The 21,248-nt window shown below is 37.8% G+C and carries 19 protein-coding genes, 7 tRNA genes and 1 pseudogene; 19 read left to right on the top strand and 8 right to left on the bottom strand.

Features of this window, described 5'->3' with window-relative positions:
- Positions 1 to 43: 43 nt before the first annotated feature.
- The 7 genes from H5S10_RS07870 (at position 44) to H5S10_RS07900 (ending at position 688) form a co-directional block, all read left to right on the top strand.
- A tRNA-Val gene (locus H5S10_RS07870) sits at positions 44 to 116 on the top strand.
- 36 nt (positions 117 to 152) lie between these two features.
- Positions 153 to 225: transfer RNA gene (locus H5S10_RS07875), tRNA-Phe, on the top strand.
- A gap of 5 nt (positions 226 to 230) precedes the next feature.
- A tRNA-Tyr gene (locus H5S10_RS07880) sits at positions 231 to 313 on the top strand.
- Positions 314 to 319: 6 nt separating this feature from the next.
- Positions 320 to 390 (top strand) — tRNA-Trp (locus H5S10_RS07885).
- 17 nt (positions 391 to 407) lie between these two features.
- A tRNA-His gene (locus H5S10_RS07890) sits at positions 408 to 482 on the top strand.
- Positions 483 to 518: 36 nt separating this feature from the next.
- Positions 519 to 589, top strand: a tRNA-Cys gene (locus H5S10_RS07895).
- A gap of 14 nt (positions 590 to 603) precedes the next feature.
- A tRNA-Leu gene (locus tag H5S10_RS07900) sits at positions 604 to 688 on the top strand.
- Between the two features lie 154 nt (positions 689 to 842).
- Here H5S10_RS07900 and H5S10_RS10320 read toward each other — a convergent pair.
- Positions 843 to 977: pseudogene (locus H5S10_RS10320) on the bottom strand (site-specific integrase); the annotation flags it as partial.
- The gene (tnpB, locus tag H5S10_RS10600; RefSeq protein ID WP_182589255.1) at positions 971 to 1,201 is read right to left on the bottom strand and encodes an IS66 family insertion sequence element accessory protein TnpB; all 231 of its coding nucleotides are present in this window, start codon (positions 1,199 to 1,201) and stop codon (positions 971 to 973) included. The gene tnpB and the pseudogene H5S10_RS10320, both read right to left, overlap by 7 nt.
- A gap of 797 nt (positions 1,202 to 1,998) precedes the next feature.
- On the opposite strand from tnpB, the gene H5S10_RS07910 reads away from it, so the two are divergent.
- Entirely contained in the window at positions 1,999 to 2,550 is a 552-nt protein-coding gene (locus H5S10_RS07910; protein WP_085650296.1) for a GNAT family N-acetyltransferase, read from the top strand.
- Positions 2,551 to 2,590: 40 nt separating this feature from the next.
- Here H5S10_RS07910 and H5S10_RS07915 read toward each other — a convergent pair whose 3' ends face one another.
- Positions 2,591 to 3,988, bottom strand: coding sequence for a DHA2 family efflux MFS transporter permease subunit (locus H5S10_RS07915; RefSeq protein WP_182589238.1), 1,398 nt, complete (start codon positions 3,986 to 3,988; stop codon positions 2,591 to 2,593).
- Positions 3,989 to 4,392: 404 nt separating this feature from the next.
- On the opposite strand from H5S10_RS07915, the gene nrdD reads away from it, so the two are divergent.
- From nrdD to apf (H5S10_RS07945), 6 genes are all read left to right on the top strand, one after another.
- The gene (gene nrdD, locus H5S10_RS07920; RefSeq protein ID WP_182589240.1) at positions 4,393 to 6,627 is read left to right on the top strand and encodes an anaerobic ribonucleoside-triphosphate reductase; all 2,235 of its coding nucleotides are present in this window, start codon (positions 4,393 to 4,395) and stop codon (positions 6,625 to 6,627) included.
- Between the two features lie 62 nt (positions 6,628 to 6,689).
- On the top strand, positions 6,690 to 7,268 hold the full coding sequence (gene nrdG, locus H5S10_RS07925) for an anaerobic ribonucleoside-triphosphate reductase activating protein (protein WP_182589242.1): 579 nt from the start codon (positions 6,690 to 6,692) through the stop codon (positions 7,266 to 7,268).
- Positions 7,269 to 7,276: 8 nt separating this feature from the next.
- Positions 7,277 to 8,170, top strand: a complete 894-nt coding sequence (locus tag H5S10_RS07930) for a SufD family Fe-S cluster assembly protein (RefSeq protein ID WP_182589244.1) — start codon at positions 7,277 to 7,279, stop codon at positions 8,168 to 8,170.
- A 383-nt stretch (positions 8,171 to 8,553) separates the two neighbouring features.
- On the top strand, positions 8,554 to 9,363 hold the full coding sequence (gene apf / locus H5S10_RS07935) for an aggregation-promoting factor (protein WP_182589245.1): 810 nt from the start codon (positions 8,554 to 8,556) through the stop codon (positions 9,361 to 9,363).
- Between the two features lie 154 nt (positions 9,364 to 9,517).
- A complete protein-coding gene (locus H5S10_RS07940) occupies positions 9,518 to 11,218 on the top strand; it encodes a phosphoenolpyruvate carboxykinase (ATP) (protein ID WP_182585885.1) in 1,701 nt (566 codons plus the stop codon).
- 328 nt (positions 11,219 to 11,546) lie between these two features.
- A complete protein-coding gene (gene apf, locus H5S10_RS07945; protein WP_182585884.1) occupies positions 11,547 to 12,260 on the top strand; it encodes an aggregation-promoting factor in 714 nt (237 codons plus the stop codon).
- A 130-nt stretch (positions 12,261 to 12,390) separates the two neighbouring features.
- On the opposite strand, the gene H5S10_RS07950 is transcribed toward apf (H5S10_RS07945), so the two are convergent.
- Positions 12,391 to 13,146: an exodeoxyribonuclease III gene (locus tag H5S10_RS07950; protein ID WP_182589246.1), complete on the bottom strand. Its 756-nt coding sequence runs from the start codon at positions 13,144 to 13,146 to the stop codon at positions 12,391 to 12,393.
- 294 nt (positions 13,147 to 13,440) lie between these two features.
- On the opposite strand from H5S10_RS07950, the gene H5S10_RS07955 reads away from it, so the two are divergent.
- Positions 13,441 to 14,682, top strand: coding sequence for an NAD(P)-dependent oxidoreductase (locus H5S10_RS07955; protein WP_182589247.1), 1,242 nt, complete (start codon positions 13,441 to 13,443; stop codon positions 14,680 to 14,682).
- Complete coding sequence (gene preA / locus H5S10_RS07960; RefSeq protein ID WP_003664227.1) at positions 14,675 to 15,973, top strand: NAD-dependent dihydropyrimidine dehydrogenase subunit PreA; 1,299 nt, start codon at positions 14,675 to 14,677, stop codon at positions 15,971 to 15,973. Before H5S10_RS07955 ends, preA begins: the two co-directional genes overlap by 8 nt.
- A gap of 97 nt (positions 15,974 to 16,070) precedes the next feature.
- Here the strand turns inward: preA and H5S10_RS07965 are convergent, their stop codons facing one another.
- Positions 16,071 to 16,919, bottom strand: coding sequence for an aldo/keto reductase (locus H5S10_RS07965; RefSeq protein WP_182585881.1), 849 nt, complete (start codon positions 16,917 to 16,919; stop codon positions 16,071 to 16,073).
- Positions 16,920 to 17,051: 132 nt separating this feature from the next.
- Here H5S10_RS07965 and H5S10_RS07970 point away from each other — a divergent pair, with 132 nt between their 5' ends.
- The 3 genes from H5S10_RS07970 (at position 17,052) to H5S10_RS07980 (ending at position 19,555) form a co-directional block, all read left to right on the top strand.
- Positions 17,052 to 17,483: an Hsp20/alpha crystallin family protein gene (locus tag H5S10_RS07970; RefSeq protein WP_182585880.1), complete on the top strand. Its 432-nt coding sequence runs from the start codon at positions 17,052 to 17,054 to the stop codon at positions 17,481 to 17,483.
- 129 nt (positions 17,484 to 17,612) lie between these two features.
- Positions 17,613 to 19,112, top strand: a complete 1,500-nt coding sequence (locus H5S10_RS07975) for a Y-family DNA polymerase (protein WP_231795552.1) — start codon at positions 17,613 to 17,615, stop codon at positions 19,110 to 19,112.
- Positions 19,112 to 19,555 carry a hypothetical protein gene (locus H5S10_RS07980; RefSeq protein WP_182585896.1) on the top strand — a complete coding sequence of 148 codons (444 nt, stop codon included), beginning with the start codon at positions 19,112 to 19,114 and terminating at the stop codon, positions 19,553 to 19,555. Before H5S10_RS07975 ends, H5S10_RS07980 begins: the two co-directional genes overlap by 1 nt.
- 23 nt (positions 19,556 to 19,578) lie before the next feature.
- On the opposite strand, the gene H5S10_RS07985 is transcribed toward H5S10_RS07980, so the two are convergent.
- From H5S10_RS07985 to H5S10_RS07995, 3 genes are all read right to left on the bottom strand, one after another.
- Positions 19,579 to 20,103 (bottom strand): HdeD family acid-resistance protein, encoded by a 525-nt coding sequence (locus H5S10_RS07985; protein ID WP_182585879.1) that lies wholly within the window; start codon positions 20,101 to 20,103, stop codon positions 19,579 to 19,581.
- 323 nt (positions 20,104 to 20,426) lie between these two features.
- Complete coding sequence (locus H5S10_RS07990; RefSeq protein WP_003664220.1) at positions 20,427 to 20,594, bottom strand: hypothetical protein; 168 nt, start codon at positions 20,592 to 20,594, stop codon at positions 20,427 to 20,429.
- A gap of 11 nt (positions 20,595 to 20,605) precedes the next feature.
- Entirely contained in the window at positions 20,606 to 21,217 is a 612-nt protein-coding gene (locus H5S10_RS07995; RefSeq protein ID WP_182585878.1) for a VanZ family protein, read from the bottom strand.
- Positions 21,218 to 21,248: the final 31 nt, after the last annotated feature.

Raw genomic sequence — 21,248 nt, forward strand, 5'->3', positions numbered from 1 at the left:
TCACGCTGGTATCGTGGGTTCAAATCCCGCACGGGTCACTTTTGGAGGATTAGCTCAGTTGGGAGAGCATCTGCCTTACAAGCAGGGGGTCACAGGTTCGAGCCCTGTATCCTCCATTACAACTTAATAGTTGTATATACCCATGACACAATGGCTCGGTAGCTCAGTTGGTAGAGCAACGGATTGAAGCTCCGTGTGTCGGCGGTTCGATTCCGTCCCGCGCCATTTATGGGGGAGTAGCGAAGTCTGGCTAAACGCGACGGTCTGTAAAACCGTTCCTTCGGGTTCGGTGGTTCGAATCCACTCTCCCCCATTTTATAGGGATATAGTTAAACGGTATAACTACGGTCTCCAAAACCGTCATTGTGGGTTCGATTCCTACTATCCCTGCTTAACTGAATATTTTGGCGGTATTGGTGAAGTTTGGTTAACACACCGGTTTGTGGGTCCGGCACGCGTGGGTTCAAATCCCACATACCGCCCTTTTGATTAAGCGTATTACTTAATCTTAACTATTTGGTGGTATAGCCAAGTGGTAAGGCAGAGGTCTGCAAAACCTTTATCATCGGTTCAAATCCGATTACCACCTTTTAGTTAGCTGATGCCTCTGTGGCGGAATTGGCAGACGCGCTGGACTCAAAATCCAGTTCCCGTTGAGGGAGTGTGGGTTCGACCCCCACCGGAGGCATATTAGTACTTTGGTACAAAATTGTCAGCTAAGCTAATGAAATAGGAGAAAGTTTGTTATAACAGGCTTTCTCCTATTTTTTTAGTTTAAATTTTGATTTTAAAGAAATGGTATAAAATGGTGCAAATTTGTATAACCGGTGCACGGTTTATAATTAAAAATCCAACGCTTTAAAAAAGGCTTTATCTGATTTATCTTTGTATTCATCAATTAAATAAGTATAGGTATTCATAGTTGTTGAAATATCATCATGGCCTAGTCGCTTACTAATTGCGTAAATGTCTATCCCAGAAAATGAAAGTTTTCTTTTTTATATAGCAGAATGAAGCCTTCCTTATCACAATAAAGGGTTTTAAACCGATCATTGCGACTACCACAAAATAAAAAAAGAGAATTATTATATAACCCCATTCCAAAGTTCTCCGCAACTATCATCGCTAAACCATCAATTCCTTTACGGAGGTCTGTCTTATCGCAAATAAGGTAAACATGCTCCGGTGCGTGCCAATTAATGGAATAACCACTTTAGCTATATCGGCTGCAAGGCTGAGATTAGATCCTTTAAAAATTGTTAATTCAATGTTATCAACTTACAGTTTTGCAGCTGGCCGAGGAATAAATTCATCCTTATTAACTACTGAATTCTTGGCCTTAAAAATTGGTGCTACAATATCGTTTTTTCTGTGGAAGGAAAAAACTCCTGTACTAAGATTGCTTTTAGTATAGGAGACTAAGCTTTTTATTGCTAGACGTGTGGATACGGACTACTTACAGTATAAAGAGTGGTTTTTTATAGAGAAAGCGCATGTTAAAATTAAATTAGAACAATAATGAAAAGATGCAGATCTGTAATTGCCTAGTTTTATTCGATGTTTCCAAGAATTGTGAGAAGAGAGGTTAAATTAATGAAAATAATTATCAGCATTATAATTTTAGTAATAGGTGTATACGCAAGTTATAGACTCGCCAAGTGGGGATTAAAGATTCGAAATAAGGATGATTGAAATGTTTTAAAGAAACAAAAAATCTTCAATGTATGGACAGTCATGGACTATTGATATATTGGTATTAGAATTATTTACTAGAAGCCAATTAAGAAGCAATATGAAATATAGGTTAGCCTAAGATTAACTCCTGTAATTCTTATATGCTAAAGATTACAGGAGTTTTTGCGTTAAAACAATTTGTCTATCTTTTTGCCACACCTAAATTAAAATGTCTCTTCTTTCAAAAAACTAATAAAGTTTAACTTAGATTCTTGTCTATTGTTGTCTTTTTAGGTACTATTACGTAAATGGAGGAATCGTTAAATGATTGAAATACGTAAAGCGTCTACAAAGTCAAATGATTTTAAGAATATCAAGCGGGTCTATAATACCGTGTTTCCCCAAAATGAACTTTTACCATTATCTTTACTTAAAATGCGGGCCAAGGCTGGAAAAGCTGAATTTTGCAGTATTTATAATGAAGAAAAGTGGGTTGGCTTTTTCTATACAGTTTACAATAAACGAATGGCCTATATTTTCTTCTTGGCAATTGATCCGCGGTATCATAGTCAAGGCTTTGGGAGTGCAGTCTTAGATATGCTAAAGGGACGTTATGCTGGAAAGCAGATTACCCTTAGCGCTGAACGTCTAGATCCACAAGCACCAAATAATGAACAGCGAATTAGACGACACCGTTTTTACGCTAAAAATGGTTTTGTCAAAACGGGTCTTTATACCGTTGAAAAGGGTAATGAAAAATTTGATCTTTTAAGTACTCAATCAAGCGTGAATCCACAATTTTACCAACAGTTAATGGATAGTTATCTGACTAAACATCGACGTCATTACTTACCATATAAAATTATTAAAGAGTAAAAAATAAATCCCCACTACCTAAATGATAGTGAGGATTTATTTATTTTTTCCGATCTTTAATTTTGAATGATAAGAGCAGTGCCACCACAATTAAGATTATTGCAAAGTAAATGCCATAATGGAAACCGTTGGTGAAGCGAACAGTTTCAGATCCGCTAATAGATGAACTACCCCAAGCTAAGCAACTAGTAGCTAGAGCTGTTGCAAGAGCACCGATAACCTGTTGCATTGTATTCATGATTGTACTGCCATCTCCAGATTCTAATCCAGAGAGCGCACTTAGAGCACTAGTTTGTGCAGGAGACATTGCTAAAGGACAACCAATCATTAAAATGATATGAGCACAGATTACATAAAGAAGTGAACTATGTGATGTAGTAAAGGCCAACATCAAAGCGCCAAATAAAGCAAGGATAAAACCAATTAATACAGGACGTTTAGCTCCAATGCTGTCGTAAAGACGACCTGCAATTGCAGAAGTAGCTGCATTAATAATTCCACCAGGGAGCATTACTAATCCAGTAAGGGCAACAGAAACTAAGAGCCCTCGTTGGTAGAATAACGGTAAAAGATACATCGTCGACAGAATAATTCCAAAGTCAAGCATCACGATTGAAGAACCAATTGTGAAGGCCGGATACTTAAAAATATGAAGGTTTAAAATTGGTTCTTCCAGCTGAAGTTGGCGATGGGCATAAAAGATTAAAACAATAATTCCGATTATTAATGCACTAAGAACTGCAAGTGATGTCCAACCATCTTCACTAGCTAAACTAGCACCAATAACAAGTCCTGAACAACCGACTGCAGATTCAACAATTGAGAGCGTATCAACATGTGGTTTAGTAATTTCGCCAACATTTTCTAATGAAGTGATAGCAAAGATCAAGGCAATAAATAAAAATGGGATAAATAGCCAGAAGATCCATTGCCATGATAACTTGGCAAGAATTAGCCCGGTTAAAGTAGGACCAATTGCAGGGGCAAACATGATTACGAGGGCACACATTCCTAGAACGGCCCCAATTTGTTTTGGTGGGAAGATTTGCATCACCACTGCAAACATTAATGGAAGAATTGAACCTGTTCCGATTCCCTGAATCATTCGTCCAATCAACAAAATAGTAAAATTATGCGCTAAGGCAGAGATACATGCTCCAACCATGAAGTCGATTAATGCAAAAATAATGACTTGGCGGGTTGTAAACCATTTAGAAATAATACTGGAAAGTGGCAAGATAATACCAATAATTAACATATATCCAGTAACTAACCATTGAATTGTTGACGTACTTACTTGAAAAGCAGCCATCAATTTTGGCAATGCAATGTTTAATGAAGTTTCACTAAACATTCCGACAAAAGCTCCCAGTAGCATACTAACCATCATCAATCCTGGATGCGCTACTTGCTTACGAGCTTGTAAAGCATTTTCCATAAATATAAAAACTCCTTTTATCCTAAAAATTGCACAAAGATTAGTCTAGCAAATCGCTCCAGCTGCTCGTAAGCTATTTTTTTAATAACTAATAATCTTAAGTATATTACTTAAGATTATTAAGTTAGATTTAGTGCTTTCAAATTCGATTTTTTAGGGATAAAAAATTCTATTCAGTGATAATAGGAATTTAAAAATAAATGATTTAAAAGGTCTTACAATAATCGCAAAATAGCGTCGTTGCTTGTGATCTCATTTTATTCCTGGTAGATCAGAATAGAATATGAATAAATATTTAAGAAACTAATTTGACCACAACATATAGTGTTTAGAATGTCAATACTTCCTATAAGTTGTATTTTGAGCTATGATAGATAACGTTAATTACGAGAGGGGAAATAAAAATGAAAGTGCAAATAGTTGATAAGAAGGATCTTAAAAGTTTGACAAGTATTCAAGTAGTTAAACGTGATGGAACAGTAACATCATTCTATTCCTATAAGATTAACCTTGTTTTGAATGCGCTCAATGCTGATAAGCAGACCAGCCAAAGTGTTTATGTTACCTTATTGGATGCCCTACTTAATCAAACAACTGTCACTACTAAAAAGATTGCGGATCTCTTTGTCAAAGGACTGGTTAATGCTAATCATGAAGAATTGGCAAAAGTTTACAGTGATTATCGCCAGCATGATGAGGAAGCATTTGCTGAAGCTACTAATCCCCAAAATAAGTTAGAGCAGCTTTTCGACCGAAACTCACGGATTGTGCATGAAAATGCTAATAAAGATAGCCATGTTTTTAATACTCAACGCGACCTTGAAGCAGGGGTTGTGAGCCGTGCGTTAGGATTGCGGATGCTTCCTGGTATTGTAGCCAAGGCGCATCTTCGTGGTGATATTCACTGGCATGACCTTGACTATTCACCGGTAACGCCTGAAACTAACTGTTGTTTAATTGACTTTGATGAAATGTTTAAGCATGGATTTAAGATTGGTAATGCTTGGGTTTCTTCACCACGCTCGATTCAAACAGCTACTGCTCAGATGTCGCAAATTATTGCTAACGTGGCTTCACTGCAATATGGGGGATGCTCTGCTAATCGGATTGATCAATTATTGGAACCATATGCAAAACTAAATTATGAAAAGCATATGAAGGATGCCGAAGAGTGGATAGTACCAGAAAAACGGGAAGAATTTGCTCGTGAGAAGACAAAAAAGGATATTTACGATGCAATGCAGGCTTTAGAATACGAGATTAATACCCTTTATTCTAGCCAAGGTCAAACTCCATTTACGACCATTAACTTTGGCTTAGGAACAAGCTGGATTGCCCGGGAGATCCAAAAAGCAATTTTGAAGATCCGGATTAAGGGCCTTGGTAAGGAACATCGTACAGCTATTTTTCCTAAATTAACTTTTACTATTAAACGAGGCTTAAATCTTAACCCTGAAGATCCTAATTATGATATCAAGCAACTGGCGCTTGAATGTTCAACGAAGCGGATGTATCCAGACCTTTTGATGTATGACAAGATTAAGGAACTGACAGGGAGTTTTAAGACACCAATGGGTTGCCGTTCGTTCTTACAGGGATGGACAGATCCAGAAACTGGTAAAGAAGTAAACTCAGGACGGATGAACTTAGGGGTAGTGACAGTCAACTTGCCACGGATTGCCCTTGAGGCTCATGGCGATAAGCAACTATTCTGGGAAATTTTTCAAGAGAAGATGAATATTTGTAAGATTGCCTTGGATTACCGGATTAAGCGAACTAAAGAAGCCAAGCCAGAAAATGCTCCCCTTCTTTATATGTATGGTGCATTTGGTAAACGGCTAAAAAAGACTGATAGTGTCGATGAAGTCTTTAAGAATAGTCGGGCGACCGTTTCACTGGGTTATATTGGTTTATATGAAGTATGTACGACTTTTTATGGGTCAAATTGGGAGCATAATAAAGAAGCGCATGACTTTGCAATTGCAATTACTAAGGCAATGCATGATTTATGTGCTGAATGGGAAAAAGAAGAAGGATACCACTTTAGTCTTTATTCCACCCCTGCTGAATCGTTAACAGATACATTTTGTCAAGATGATTTGAAGAAGTTTGGTCGAATTGAAGATGTAACAGATAAGGAATACTACACAAATAGCTTCCACTATGATGTTCGGAAACATCCGACACCATTTGAAAAATTATCATTTGAAGAGGCTTTCCCTAAGTATGCGGCCGGTGGGTTTATTCATTATTGCGAATATCCTAACTTACGCCAAAATCCAAAAGCCTTAGAAGCAGTTTGGGACTGGGCATATGATCATGTTGGCTATCTTGGAACGAATACTTCAATTGATCAGTGTTTTAAGTGTGGATTCAAAGGTGAATTCGAAGCAACTGCTCGTGGTTTTAAGTGTCCGCAGTGTGGAAATCATGACCCAGCAACTTGTGATGTTGTTAAACGAACATGTGGTTATCTTGGTAATCCTCAGCAGCGGCCAATGGTTCATGGACGGCATGAGGAAATTATTCACCGGGTTAAACATATGAATGCGGGAATGATCAAAAATGCAGCGGAATTTGAACAACAGCGGCAAATGGATAATAAAGCTCATGCTCATATTACTGGTGATCAAATTTAATTAATTATCAAAAGGCCAATTGCCCGCAAAGCTATCGGCCTTTTATTATATAGGAGGAAAAAATGGTAGAAACACGATTACCCCGCAACCCAAACCCACAAGAATGGCTAGCAAAAGATCATTCACTACAATATGTTGCAGACTATAAGCCCTTCAATTTTGTTGATGGAGAGGGAGTCCGGTGTAGTTTATATGTTAGTGGATGCCTTTTTAATTGCCCAGGTTGCTATAACAAGGCAGCGCAGAATTTTCATTACGGGCAGCCATACACCCAAGATTTAGAAGATCAGATTATTGAAGATCTTTCTCAAAGTTATGTTCAAGGATTGACTTTATTGGGTGGCGAACCATTTCTTAATACTCAGGTTTGCCTGAAGTTAGTTAAACGCGTCCGGAAAGAATTCGGGCATGAAAAGGATATTTGGTCTTGGTCTGGCTATACTTGGGAAGAATTGATGAAGGAGTCGAGCGATAAACTTGAACTTTTGCACTACCTCGATATTTTAGTCGATGGTCGATTCTTACTGGCTAAAAAAGATCTTACCCTTCAATTCAGGGGAAGTTCTAACCAACGAATTATTGATGTTCCGCAATCTCTTCAAACGGGGAAAGTGGTTATTTGGGATAAGCTTGTTCATTAGAGGAGAAAATGATGGCAAAAATTTGGAAGCAAGAGCCAGCGTGGTTAGAGAAAAAGCGTCAACTAGCAGTTCTACTGCAATCACGTTTCCCAACTTTACCTGCCCAAGAAGAATGGGGAGATTCCTGGCAAAAGGGGACAACTGGTATAAGCAGGGGTTGGCTTTCCTTACAGGAAGATAGCCTAACTGCGATGCCTCTTGAAGAAGCGGTTAATGAATACTCAACACTACTACAAGAAAATTTGATGGAGAAGGCGATCTTTTGGCAGGATAGCCAGTTAGCAGCCATGCACCTTGCAAACATTGATTGTGGGCAGTTTATATACTTGCGTCCACAAGTTATTCGGGAGCGTCCAATTGTTTTTAGTCCCCGCCTTAACTCTGCTAACTCTCATAATATTATTGTCGTCAGTGCGGGAGCTAACGTAGTAATTGAAGAACGGATGGTAAATGATACGTTATTACCATCATATGAAGGGACAGAGATTTTAGTAGGAGCTAATGCGCATGTTACGTACCGGCAAGCAAATTGCTCAACTAGTAAAAATATCTATCGGACAATTCATGCATACCAAGCCCATGGTTCAACCCTGCAGTTTGAGGTAGCGAGCCAAGTACAAACTAAAGCGACTGTTGACCTTTATAGCTTTCTAGATGGTCAAAATACTCAGTGGGCGTCGGTAATTGCCTTAGACGGAACACAGCATTTAACTGCAATGGTCGATGGTTTTGGTAAGGGGACTTCTGCCACTCTTACCCAATATCGGGATCCAGAAACGGTCATTGGAGCACCTTTTAAAGTAAAAGCCGGTGAACCATTGACAATTAGCGAAGATATCCATCCATTAAAAGAATTGGCTAGTAGTGATAACTGGTTAAAACAAATAATGACTGCTGAATAAGCTTAAAGTTAATTACAGCAATGTTACAAGAAATCATTAATAACGAAAAATAAGTCGTTGAAATTCTTCTTGATAAGAAAAATTCAGCGACTTATTTATTATTATGTTACAAATTTTGGCTAATTCTGGTGAAAAGTTAGCTAGACCTAAGTTGCCATCAGGACGTGGCCGAGGTTAATTTACTTGACAAACTATTAAAATTTTTATTACAAAGTATTACGAAAATCAACGGAATTGATATTTCGGAGTAATCCGCATGTAATTTTAAGGGAGTATAGTAATAGGTGTTGAGAGATATGAGGACTCAACAACATAAACTAAATTAAACTAATAAATAACTAACTAATAAAAAGAATTTTATGAAAAGGATGGGATTTTTCTTTATGAAGTTAACTAAAAACATCGCGAAAATCACTGCTGCCGTTGCAGGTGCTGTTGCCTTGGGAACATTCGCTACTGCAACTACTGCTAATGCTGATTCTGTTTACACGGTGCAAAGTGGTGATACCTTATCAAGTATTTCCTATAAGTTGGGTCATGACTTAACTTATGTTGACTCTTTAGCTTCAACTAATCAAATTGCCAATAAGAACTTAATTTATGTTGGTCAAAAGTTAGTAATTAAAGATGACGGTGAAGTAACCCAAGCAACTGCTCAGCAAGCTGCTACTTTGCCTGAAGCATCTCAAGCTCCTGCATCAGCTAGTGTTGAAAGTCAACAACCTAGCCAAACTCCAGTAGTTGCTAGCCAGGCACCGGTAGCAACAAGTCAAGTACAATCATCAGCTGCACCAGTTTCTGCACCTGCTCAATCACAGGCTCCAGTACAATCTCAAGCACCTGTGCAACAACAAGCGCCAGTACAATCAGTAGCACCACAACAATCAACTGCTTCTGCTACTCAACAAAGCTACAGTGCACCAGTACAAACTCAAGCTACTAGCTCAAACTACAGCTCAAGTGTAAGTGGTAATGATGCTGCGGCTAAGGCTTGGATTGCTGCCCGTGAATCTGGTGGTAGTTACAGTGCTCGTAACGGCCAATATGTTGGTAAGTACCAATTGTCAGCATCATACTTAAATGGTGACTATTCAGAAGCTAACCAAGAACGTGTAGCTGATCAATACGTAGCTAACCGTTATGGTTCTTGGAGTGCCGCTCAATCATTCTGGCAATCACATGGTTGGTACTAAAATTTAATAATTAATTGTTAAAGTAGGAAATTGTCTCAATAAAGGGATGATTTCCTCTTTTTTAGTAAAATGAAAAAAAGTTAATATTATTTTCATCCTAATCTTAAAAAATATATTATAATAGAGTTATTCAAGTGATGAAAGGATGAGATCCATGTCAAAAGAGAGTCAGATTATTGATACAAAATCATTATATGTAAATCCTGACCGCGGTGTTGCAACGTTAAACTATAGTCAAAATTACTTTACTGATATTCCATCATTAATTAATAGTGATGAAGTAAAGGGAATTGTTCGTCTGTATTTAGCTTCACGTAACCCTGATAATGATGATGATGCTTTTGATAATGCCACTGTTAACAAGTTTGTTGATATCTTAAAGAAAGTTCTTTTTGATGATGATAGTGCATTTGATGAATATGACCCTAAAGATATTCTTGAGAGTGTTGAAGAATTATACTCATACTATCGTTCACTATTACGGGTATCAGTAATTAATCTTAGTGATAATAAGATTATCGGTAACGAATTTCGGACTATTGATACTCAATTTAATGACTTGGTACGAAAGGCATATCGGATTCTCGAGGAAAAGCTTCAAGGTTTTGAAAACCGGACATACCGGCAAGTTAATGCGGCAACTAACGCAACCATTTTAGTTCAACAACAAGATTGGAAGATTCCAGCTGGCTATGAAGAACTAAAAGATATCGATTTTATTAATACAGTGATGCTTCGTCCACCAATGATGATGCACACTAAGAGTAACAAACGGGAAGGCGTCTTTTCTGAAGTAAAAGATAATCCAATCGAACGTTTCCGTGGCGAACGTGGTAAGTGGTATTGTTACCCAGCCAAGATTGGTGAAAGTTTAGCCTTCATTTACTTCAATGTTGATTACTTGGTAAACGGAATCGCGCTTTCAAACTTATTTGAAATTGCATCACCTGATGAGATTAAGGGGCAAAAACCTGATATGATTCTTCTTTTCGGTCTAAAAGAAACAGAAGGCATGGTTTCTCATTACTATCGTGACGAAAAGAATGATTTATGGGTTGGCGAAGTTCCTTACACAGATAAGACTACTTATTTTGGTTACATGAAGAAGATGTGCTTAACTCTTCATAACCTTCATCAAATTTACAATGGTCGCTTGCCAATTCACGGCTCTATGTTGAAGATTAAATTTACTAATGGTAAAGAAAAGAATGTTGTCTTCTTCGGTGACTCAGGTGCCGGGAAGTCAGAATCAATTGAAGCCTTGCAAGAATTAGCTGATGACAAGATTGTCAGCATGGAAACAATTTTTGACGACATGGGAAGCTTTACCCTTACTGATGGTGAACCAGGGGTATATGCTCAAGGAACAGAAACTGGTGCTTTTGTTCGCCTGGATGATTTGAGTAGTGCTGTGGCCTTTAATAACATGGACCGGGGTGTTTACCTTAATCCTGAACAAAAGAATGCTCGGGTTATTATTCCGGCTGATACTTACGAAAATGTAATTAAACATCATCATATTGATATGTGGCTATATGCTAACAATTACAGCGATGAAGTTGGTATCCATCGTTTTGATACAAAGGAAGAAGCTGAAGAAGTCTTCATTGCTGGACAACGGAAGGCCCTTGGAACAACTGATGAAGTTGGAATGAGTAAGACATTCTTTGCTAACCCATTTGGTCCAGTTCAAGAACCAGAATTGACTAAGCCAATTATTGATAAGGTCTTTACAAAGCTATTTGCTCAAGATGTATACGTCGGTGAAATCTTTACTCACCTTGGTAACGATAAATCAAAGGATGCTTTGAAAGAATCAGCTCAAGAATTGCTTGATGTTTTGATGAATAATTAAGATTACGATTAAGACAATTTTGTCATCGCCCTGTAACAAACAGTCTGTTACAGGGCGATTTTTGTGTCGACAAGAAAAAATAAGCAGTTTTTTTGAATAATGTTTACATGAAATAATTCTAGTTATACTTTTACAAGTTACTAAAAAGTGATTAAATCAACGTTTGAGCGACTATAAAAAAATTAGCGAACATTTGTTACAAAAAATTACAGAAATAACGAAATTTGATAAGTCTTAGTAACCCGCTTGTAACCCTAATCCTGTATAGTAGTTATCGTTGAAATGAGTTATTTGATTAATTAAGAGAAAAGGATGGATTGAATTTATAATGAAGTTATCTAAGAAAGTAGCCAAGATTACAGCAGCGATTACTGGTGCAGTTGCATTAGGAACAGTAGCTACTGCAACGACTGCAAACGCCGACAGTATTTACACGGTGCAAGCAGGTGACACCCTTTCTGGGATTTCTTACAAATTAGGTCACGATCTAACTTTTGTAGATACATTAGCAAACAATAATAATATTGCTGATAAGAACTTGATTTACGTTGGTCAACAATTAGTAATCAAGGATGATGGTGAAGTTGCACCAGCTACTCAACAAGAAGTTGCTACTTTACCAGCCGCAAATGTTGCACCACAAGCAGATACACAAACACAAGCTACACCTGCTGAAAATCAAGCACAGCAAAACGAACAAGTACAATCAAACCAAGAAGCACCAGTTGCTCAACAACAAGTACAAACTCCACAAACACAAAATGGACAACAACAATCTAGTACCCAAGCATCAACTAGCTATAACTCAAATGTAGCTGGAAATGATGCTGCTGCCAAGGCTTGGATCGCAGCTCGCGAATCAGGTGGTAGCTACAGTGCACGAAATGGTCAATACATTGGTAAGTACCAATTATCAGCATCATACTTAAATGGTGACTACTCAGAAGCTAACCAAGAACGAGTAGCTGATCAATACGTAGCTAGCCGTTACGGTTCCTGGAGCGCTGCTCAATCATTCTGGCAATCACACGGTTGGTACTAAAATAAGATTTTATAAAATAGATAATCAACAAATTTCAAACATACGATAAAAGAGGTTGGAAAAATTTTAGTTTTCCAACCTCTTTTCGTTTAACATTATAAAATTTGAACCTTCTAAGCTAGGTTCTTTCTTATATTTCAACATTAGCAACAAGTTCAATTGGGCAGTGACTTGAACCTTTAACATCTGAAAGAATCTTGGCTTCTTCAATTCGTTCTTTCCATACATCAGAAACTAAGAAGTAGTCAAGACGCCAACCTACATTTCGTTCCCGTGCGTCATAACGATAACTCCACCAGGTATATGCACCATGTAAATTAGGGTGGAGATAACGGAAAGTATCCGTCAAGCCAGCATTGAGTAATTTACCAAAATCAGCTCGTTCTTGTTTTGTAAAGCCGGCTTTATGGTGATCTTCTGTTGGCTCTGCTAAGTCAATTGGCTGATAGGCAACACTAATATCACCGCCGATAATTACTGGCTTACTATTTTGCAAGTTAGTAACATAATCAAGGAAAGCGCGATCCCAGTCCAGCCGATAATCAAGGTGTTGCAACTTTTCGCCTGAAACTGGGACATACACGTCAATTAAATAGAAGTTTGGGTATTCAAGCAACCGTCCTTCTTTATCAAAAATTGAATTATTCATTCCGTATATAACGTTTTCTGGTTTATATTTAGTAAAAATGGCGGTACCAGAATAGCCCTTCTTTTCTGCGTAGTTCCAATATTGGTAATAATTAGGAATTTGAATCGGTTCCTCACCTTTATCCAGTCTTGTACGTTGTAGACAGAAGAAGTCAGCATCTTGGCGCTTAAAATCTTCGACAAATCCATGATTAATGGCTGACTTCAAGCCATTGACACTCCAAGAAATAAATTTCATGTTAATCCTTCTTTCAATTTAACCAAACCATGTCTCTGTAATAATTGTACAAGGAATTTATTTTTTCCTTAAGCAATAAGGCTCTTTTGTGATTTTTGATACAAAAACTGTTATAGATATTAAATAAAAATATTCATATTGTATATATAAAAATATCAACTTTAAGAATAAAAGATGCAATATATTAAGGGGATTGCCTACTTATATCGAAAACGTTTATATAATATTATTTATATATAAAGTTACGTTTATCACAAAATTGTCAAAGAGTCATAACTTAGAGGAGGGTGTCTAATGACTTCAAAGTATGAAACAGAGTCGAAGGGTTACACAATGACAACCGTAATGCAGGAAGCTGCACGATGTTTATTATGTCATGATGCACCATGTTCACAAGCCTGTCCAGCACATACAAATCCAGCAAAATTCATTCGAAGCGTTCTTTTTCGTAATGTCAAAGGGGCAGCTGAAACGATTCGGGAAAATAATGCGCTAGGGTCAATTTGTGCGCGTGTTTGTCCAACTGAACGCTACTGTGAGAAAGCATGTACTCGGGCTAAGATCGACGGACCAATTGATATCAGTGGGATTCAACGGTATGTCACTGATATGGAACGAAAGATGAATATGAAGATCCTAAAAGCCGGAAAGCCAAATGGGATGAGCATTGCCATTATTGGTAGTGGCCCATCAGGTTTACAGGCAGCGACGACTCTTCGCGAAAAGGGCTATGCAGTTGATATCTATGAAAAAGCTGCTAAGGCTGGGGGTTACTTAACCTATGGCATTCCTGAGTATCGTCTGCCGGAAGAAATTGTAGATTATGAAGTTCAACGAATTGTCGACCTTGGTGCTCATATTATCTATAACACAACTGTCGGTAAAGATATTTCAATGGATGATCTTAAAGCTCGTTATAATGCGGTAATCGTTGCGATTGGAACAAGTGAAGCCAAGATGCTTCCAATGTTTGAGCATAATATCTGTACCGAATCGGCAATCTCATTCTTAGCGCGGGCAAAAGAAAGTAAAGGTAATTTAAAAGATCTTCCGCAAAATGTTCTTGTTATTGGTGGTGGGGATGTTGCAATGGATGTTGTAACAACCTTAAAGAAGCTTAATGTTCCTTATGTCACCGATGTTGTTTATGAACAATTTGATGAATTTAAAGCGTCTAAAAAAGAACTTGCCGGTGCTCAAAAAGCTGGTGTAACAATTGTTGATGGTTATGTTCCAAAAGAAGTTCATCAGAATCGTGCTACCTTTACTCACCGGAAGATTAAGAGCGAATTAACTATTACTGCTGATAAGATCATTTTAGCAGTTGGTCAAAAAGCTAATGCAGAAGGACTAGACATTGACTTACAGCATAATGAAATTCCATTCCGTGAACCACGATTCCGGACAAAAGATCCCAAAGTTTTTGCAACGGGTGATATTGTTGCCGGAGATAAAACCGTTGTGGTAGCAGTACAGAAAGGAAAAGAAGTAGCAGAAGAAATAGACCGGTTGTTAGGAGGACAAGAAAATGATTAAAAAAGATTTATCTGTAGACTTTTTAGGCGTTCATTTTGAAAATCCATTTTGCTTGTCATCCTCGCCTGTTGGGAACTGTTACGAAATGTGTAAGAATGCGTATGACGCTGGTTGGGGCGGTATCGTATACAAGACTTTATCGCCAACACACTTTAAGATTGATGAAGTTTCACCGCGATTCGATGAATTAGCCAAGGAAGACATGCATTTTGTTGCCTTTAAGAATATGGAACAATTATCAGAACACCCCTTGGAACAAGATTTGGCTGATATGCGACGGTTAAAAGAAGAGTATCCCAATAAGGTCTTGATCGCTTCGATTATGGGTGAAACCTTGGAAGACTGGACCAACCTGGCTAAGTTAGTAACAGAGGCTGGGGCTGACATGATTGAATTAAACTTCTCTTGTCCACAGATGACTTCTCATACCATGGGTTCTGATGTGGGAACTAATCCAGAATTATGTAAGAAGAATTGTGAAGCTGTTAAACGTGGGACTAGCCTTCCAGTTCTTGCAAAGATGACACCAAATATTACGACGATGGTTCCAGTTGTAAAGGCATGTCTAGAAGGAGGGGCAGATGGCTTTTCCGCAATCAATACGGTTAAATCAATTGTCGATGTTGATCTGAAGAAGAAAGTTGGTTTACCAAATATTGATGGTAAATCTTCTGTTTCTGGATTATCTGGGAAAGCTGTTAAGCCAATTGCTTTACGTTTCTTACAACAATTACGATCAGCAGCTGGTCTTGAACAACTACCGATTTCTGGGATTGGGGGGATTGAGACCTGGGAAGATGCTGCTGAGTTTATTCTTTTAGGTGCTACCACTCTTCAAGTTACAACTGCGATCATGGAATATGGTTATCGGATCATTGATGACCTTACTAATGGTTTAATGCATTACATGGAAGAACAGCATGTAGACCACCTTCAAGATCTTGTCGGCTTAGCTAATAAGAATATTATTCCTACTAACCAACTTGACCGAAATTACAAGGTTTACCCTAAGATTGATTGGGATAAGTGTATTGGTTGTGGTCGTTGCTTTATCTCATGTCAAGATGGTGCCCACCAAGCTTTAACTTGGGATGATGAAAAACGGCAACCGGTTTTTGATAAGAGTAAGTGTGTCGGTTGTCAACTTTGTGCGCTTGTTTGTCCTGTGGGGGCAATTAAGTTAGGTCTTGTTGAGATTAAGCCGGGTCACAAAGGTAATCCAGCAGAAATCGATGTAGGATCTCAACGTCTTCATCGCTATCACCCGGTAAAGGCTAATCAAGAAAATTAATTATTAGTTTTCCTCATATATGAAAAATCGAACTGCAACTTTGTGAAATGCAAAATTGTAGTTCGATTTTTAGCTTTATTATGTCACATTGTAACACTTAAATTACTGCGAGGGGTTCTTTTTTAGTTGGTGATGGAAACTCTTTTTGTAAAGCAAGTAACTCATCATCACTTAGTTCAATATTACCAGCTGCAACATTTTCTTCAGCATGTTTTGGGCTGCTGCTCTTTGGAATGGCAAGGACATTTCCAATTCTTAAGACCCACGCAAGCATAATCTGGCTGACAGTTGCATGGTGATTTGCGGCAATTTCTTTTAGTAGCGAATTATCGGTTAACTTTCCAGATAGGCTATCACCCTGTGCAAGCGGGGAATAGGCTATTAATGGGAGCTGATGTTGTTTCATTAAGGGAAGAAGGTCAAATTCAATTCCCCGACTATCGAGATTATAGAGATCCTCATTAGCAACGCAATTAGTGCCATTTTTTAGGCGCCATAATTCTTCAAGGTCACTGACATCGAAGTTTGAGACCCCCCATGCCTTAATTTTTCCTGCCTTTTTAACTCGTTCTAATTCATTGACTGTTTCTGCCAACGGGATCCCACCCCGCCAGTGCAAAAGGTAAAGGTCAAAATAGTCTGTTCCTACGGCTGCTAAACTTTGATCTAAACTATGCTCAAGTTTTGTCTTGCTGGCATTTGAAGGAAGAACTTTATCAATTAAGAAAAGTTTTTCCCGGTTATATGGTTTGATGGCCTCAGCGACAAGTGTTTCAGAACGACCATCGCCATACATTTCCGCAGTATCAATAGCTTGTGCGCCAGCGTCAATTGCGGTTTGAATTGCTTTAATTTCTGTGGACCGATTGACGAGGGAATTTCCTATATTCCATGTTCCAATTCCAATTGCGGGCATTGAAATATTATTGATTGTGACTTTTTTCATCTTGCACGGCTCCTTTCAATTTTCCTATTTCTATTATATTCTTTTTAGTCAATGGTCCCTAGCATATTAGTTGCATTTTCTCTGAAAGCGTTCATCATAGACAATGAATAAGAAAGAAAGGAAGCATTCTTTATGGCTAATGAAGTACAAAACCGTAATAACTTATTTGATAGTTTGATGAATATGCGTAACTGGATGAACGATGATTTCTTCTCTAACTTAACTCCGGTTGCTGATCACATGAAGACAGATGTTACAGAAGATGACAAAAATTATACCGTAAAGATTGACATGCCTGGATTTGATAAGAAGGATATTCACATTAATTATGCCAATGATATTTTGACAGTTACTGGTCATCGGGATACCTTTGATGATGATGGTGATAAGGATGGCAATGTTCTGCATTCTGAACGTCGGTATGGCCAAATGAGTCGGCAATATCGTTTACCGGATGTAAATAAGAAGGATATCAAGGCTCAATACAAGAATGGCGTTTTGACAATTACTCTTCCTAAGATGGATGAGACAGATGACAATGAAAATCATATTGAGATTGAATAATTAAATTAAGCTGAGTAAAGAGCTGTGGAAATTATTTTCTGCAACTCTTTATTTTTTATCCATTTCTTGAACATATGTTTGATTGCGGATATAATAGTATTTACAAAAGGCGAGGGAGGAATTATCACGATGGGACAAACATATATGGCAATCGATTTAAAATCATTCTATGCCTCGGTTGAATGTACGGAGTGGGGCCTCGATCCTTTAAACGCTAACCTCGTAGTTGCCGATGAATCGCGAACTAGTAAGACCATTTGTCTCGCCGTCTCACCAGCTTTGAAAAAATTTGGCGTTTCTGGTCGTCCGCGATTGTATGAGGTGGAGCAACGGGTAGCCTACCTAAATAATCGTCGTGCCAAAGAAATGTCTCACCAGCGATTATCACCAGTTGTTTCAATCTACCGAGATGAACTATTAAAATCACCGGAACTTAAAATTGGTTATAGGATTGCGCACCCACGAATGAATTTTTATCTTGAAAAAAGTGCCGCCATTTATGAAATTTATTTACGCTATTTACCACCAGAGAAGATCCATGTTTATTCTATTGATGAGGTAATGATGGATATTACTGATTATCTTAATGAATATCATGTTAGTGCCCGTTCTTTAGCTAAGGAAATCATCCAAACAATCAAAGCAGAGACCCAGATTACTGCAACGGCAGGAATTGGGACCAATCTTTTCTTAGCGAAAGTAGCGATGGATATAGTAGCTAAACGGATTCCGGGAGATGAAGACGGGGTTCGGATTGCGCAGATGAATGAACATACTTTTCGCTGTTATCTTTGGGCGCACCAGCCGTTGACAGACTTTTGGCGAATAGGTCCTGGATATGCGCGACGACTAAAAAAACTAGGTCTTCATACAATGGGAGATATTGCTCGTTGTTCATTGGGAAAATTATCTGATTCAATGAATGAAGAAGTATTATACCGTGAATTTGGAAAAAATGCAGAAATTATTATTGACCATGCGTGGGGATATGAATCAGCAACTATTAAAGATATCAAAAATTATCATTCATCTGATCATGGACTATATTCTGGGCAGGTGTTGCCGCGACCTTATAACTTTACGGAAACCCGGTTAGTAATTCAAGAGATGGTTAATTCATTGGCTCTCCAGTTAACCAAACAGAACTTAGTAACTGATCAAGTTGCTTTAAGGGTCGCATATGATATTTCTAATATATCTGAGGATTACCAAGGACCATTAGTGACAGATTTCTATGGACGTCAGGTACCCAAGCCAATGCATGGAAGAACTAATCTTTCCTTACCCACTTCATCTGGTACAGAATTGATGGAAGCATTTATGAAGTTATGTGATTCTGCCCTTGATCGACGATTGACAGCTCGCAAAATTACGGTAATAGCGAACCACCTTCTCTCACCAACGCTTGCTCGATTGGCAAATTATAATGAACAGTTAGATTTATTTACTGACTCAACAAAAAAACATAAGAATCGTTCCAAAGTTCAAGAAAAGGATCAAAAACTACAAAGACTTGTCCTTAATTTGCAAAATGAATATGGTAAAAATGCCATTATTCGAGCAGCCGATTTGAAAAAAGGTGCTACTCTTTTGGAAAGAAATAAACAGATTGGAGGTCACCAAGCATGATAGAAAATGAAGATTTATTGAAAATAGAAAAAAGCTTGTTTAGTGATACCGCAAAGTATCGAGATATTATCAACACCCCTCGGCATGTTTCTCAAGCTCATACACCGATGACCACCGAAGATCGCGCTGCTCAGTTTTCTCCTTTTGCGGCCTTGACCGGCTATCATCAATTATTAGTGAAGGTAGGAGAAAAGTATGATCATAAAACTTATCCTACAGCTGAGATGAGGCATCGAATAAGAGTCCAACTTGCCATAATTGAACGAGGCCAATCGCATCCGATGTTAAGAGTTGAATTTTTTAATGGTAAAACAGGTTTTTATGAAGAATATAAAGGACAATTAAAACGAATTGATCACCATGGTCACCACCTAATATTTGATGATGGAACAAGGATTATAATTCAAAATATTCGTAAAATTAAAAGAGGTCAGCAAAACTGATCTCTTTTAATATAAGGTATAAGTTAAAATGCTTGAATAAGTTTCATAATTCCGAAAACAATTAAGAACGTTGAAACTAACCATACCACTGTAATAGCGGAAAGTAATGGGCTAAATAAAAGAATAACCCCTAATATCAAACTCACAATTGCTAGAAGCACAATGAACCAGTAATATCCCCGATGGAATTCCTTGAAAAACTTAGCGCTGAGTAATTCGGTGATAGAGTCGAGAATAAACCAGATAGCAAAGATAATGGCAATGAAGAGTACACCAAAGCTTGGTTGGAAAAGAAAAATAATTCCTAAAATAATATCTAAAATTGCAGAAAAAATTAACCAACCTGAGGATTCTCCTAAGATCCGACCGATTCGTTGACGGAACCATAATTCATAAATTCCGCGGAAAATAAAAGCAATTCCGGCAACAATGGCTAAGAAGTGAAGGGTTTTATCTGGCCGCGTGAATGATGCAATTCCGGCAATGATAAATAAGACTCCAACAATTAAGCTAAACCAGTCAAAGCCCTTTTTAGTTTCTTCAAACATTGAAAAACCTCCCTAAAAATAAAATCATTAACATCATAGTTCAAATGGGTTGATAAAACAAGAAGAAAGGAAATATCAACAAAAAAGTATAATACATATAGGATGAAATAGGAAAGAGGCTGAGAAAAAACTTGTTTTTTCAACAGCCTCGTTTTTTATACGAATATTGTTACGATATCGTGAAAATCCTAGTAGGCTAGCTTCGCGTCGTAACCATAAGGCTCGAGGCTAAGTTAAACCGTGCCGTGTTAATCACCGTTCTATCCTTAGCCCACCGCCTTGTCGAGAAAGTTAATTCCCACTCACCTTTATTTCCTGGGAAATTAAAGATGCTCTTTAATCCCATTGGGGAAATCCTTATCAATCTCCTTTAAGATTGGTAATAATGAATTGACATATTCATGATAAGCTTCAATTGGCTTTAGATCTTTTGCTCGTGATTGTAGTAAGGTAAGGGCAATATCGTGCGCTCTTTGTTCATTTGTAATCATCTTCTACCACCTCAGTTATTCAGTTTATCAGATTTTCCGCCTATCAGCATGAATTGTTTAACAATACGACGAAAAATTGTTTGATCAAGCATAATCATTACTGCAAAACCAATTGTAGTTCCTAATGTATTGCTAATCAAATCATCCACATCGGCAACTCTTCCAATATGGAAAAGAAGATCGCAAATAAATTGGTTACACTCAATAAATAAGCTGAAGAAAAATCCATAGAGAATAGCACGACTGAAGGGCATTTGGTGATTAATCAAATAAAGATAAACTCCTAGTGGTACAGTCATCACAATGTTTAAGAAAAATTCTTCGCTGAGTCCTTGGAGGGGAATGATATTAAATGGTATCCCGTGAAAGTAAAATAAAAGTTTATTAGCAGAACTAAAATTAAACATTGAAGGGGTTAAACAGAGCCAGTCGATTGCAGTTAAGTAGATAAAAAAGGTTGCAATTGTAATATGCTGGCCGAAGTTAGGAAATCTTTCCCAAAGGTGGTTATGTGTGACGAGGACAGATCCGGCAAAAAAATAAATAAAAAATGGAATCCAATGAACTAATGCATGCAATGTGATTTCTCCTTCTACGAAAAATGGTATACAATAAGTTTTCAATGTTATATATCATAGTTGATTTTTTTAGTAA

The organism is Limosilactobacillus balticus (assembly GCF_014145615.1).
Taxonomy (GTDB): Bacteria; Bacillota; Bacilli; order Lactobacillales; family Lactobacillaceae; genus Limosilactobacillus; species Limosilactobacillus balticus.

What these genes read in the sequence shown, in the direction of transcription:
- H5S10_RS07950 (WP_182589246.1), bottom strand. Translation starts at nt 13,146, where the DNA reads ATGAAATTTATTTCTTGGAGTGTCAATGGCTTGAAGTCAGCCATTAAT.
- nrdG (WP_182589242.1), top strand. Translation starts at nt 6,690, where the DNA reads ATGGTAGAAACACGATTACCCCGCAACCCAAACCCACAAGAATGGCTA.
- H5S10_RS07985 (WP_182585879.1), bottom strand. Translation starts at nt 20,103, where the DNA reads ATGTTTGAAGAAACTAAAAAGGGCTTTGACTGGTTTAGCTTAATTGTT.
- H5S10_RS07970 (WP_182585880.1), top strand. Translation starts at nt 17,052, where the DNA reads ATGGCTAATGAAGTACAAAACCGTAATAACTTATTTGATAGTTTGATG.
- apf (WP_182589245.1), top strand. Translation starts at nt 8,554, where the DNA reads ATGAAGTTAACTAAAAACATCGCGAAAATCACTGCTGCCGTTGCAGGT.
- nrdD (WP_182589240.1), top strand. Translation starts at nt 4,393, where the DNA reads ATGAAAGTGCAAATAGTTGATAAGAAGGATCTTAAAAGTTTGACAAGT.
- H5S10_RS07910 (WP_085650296.1), top strand. Translation starts at nt 1,999, where the DNA reads ATGATTGAAATACGTAAAGCGTCTACAAAGTCAAATGATTTTAAGAAT.
- H5S10_RS07990 (WP_003664220.1), bottom strand. Translation starts at nt 20,594, where the DNA reads ATGATTACAAATGAACAAAGAGCGCACGATATTGCCCTTACCTTACTA.
- H5S10_RS07915 (WP_182589238.1), bottom strand. Translation starts at nt 3,988, where the DNA reads ATGGAAAATGCTTTACAAGCTCGTAAGCAAGTAGCGCATCCAGGATTG.
- H5S10_RS07975 (WP_231795552.1), top strand. Translation starts at nt 17,613, where the DNA reads ATGGGACAAACATATATGGCAATCGATTTAAAATCATTCTATGCCTCG.
- H5S10_RS07930 (WP_182589244.1), top strand. Translation starts at nt 7,277, where the DNA reads ATGATGGCAAAAATTTGGAAGCAAGAGCCAGCGTGGTTAGAGAAAAAG.
- preA (WP_003664227.1), top strand. Translation starts at nt 14,675, where the DNA reads ATGATTAAAAAAGATTTATCTGTAGACTTTTTAGGCGTTCATTTTGAA.
- apf (WP_182585884.1), top strand. Translation starts at nt 11,547, where the DNA reads ATGAAGTTATCTAAGAAAGTAGCCAAGATTACAGCAGCGATTACTGGT.
- H5S10_RS07965 (WP_182585881.1), bottom strand. Translation starts at nt 16,919, where the DNA reads ATGAAAAAAGTCACAATCAATAATATTTCAATGCCCGCAATTGGAATT.
- H5S10_RS07940 (WP_182585885.1), top strand. Translation starts at nt 9,518, where the DNA reads ATGTCAAAAGAGAGTCAGATTATTGATACAAAATCATTATATGTAAAT.
- H5S10_RS07955 (WP_182589247.1), top strand. Translation starts at nt 13,441, where the DNA reads ATGACTTCAAAGTATGAAACAGAGTCGAAGGGTTACACAATGACAACC.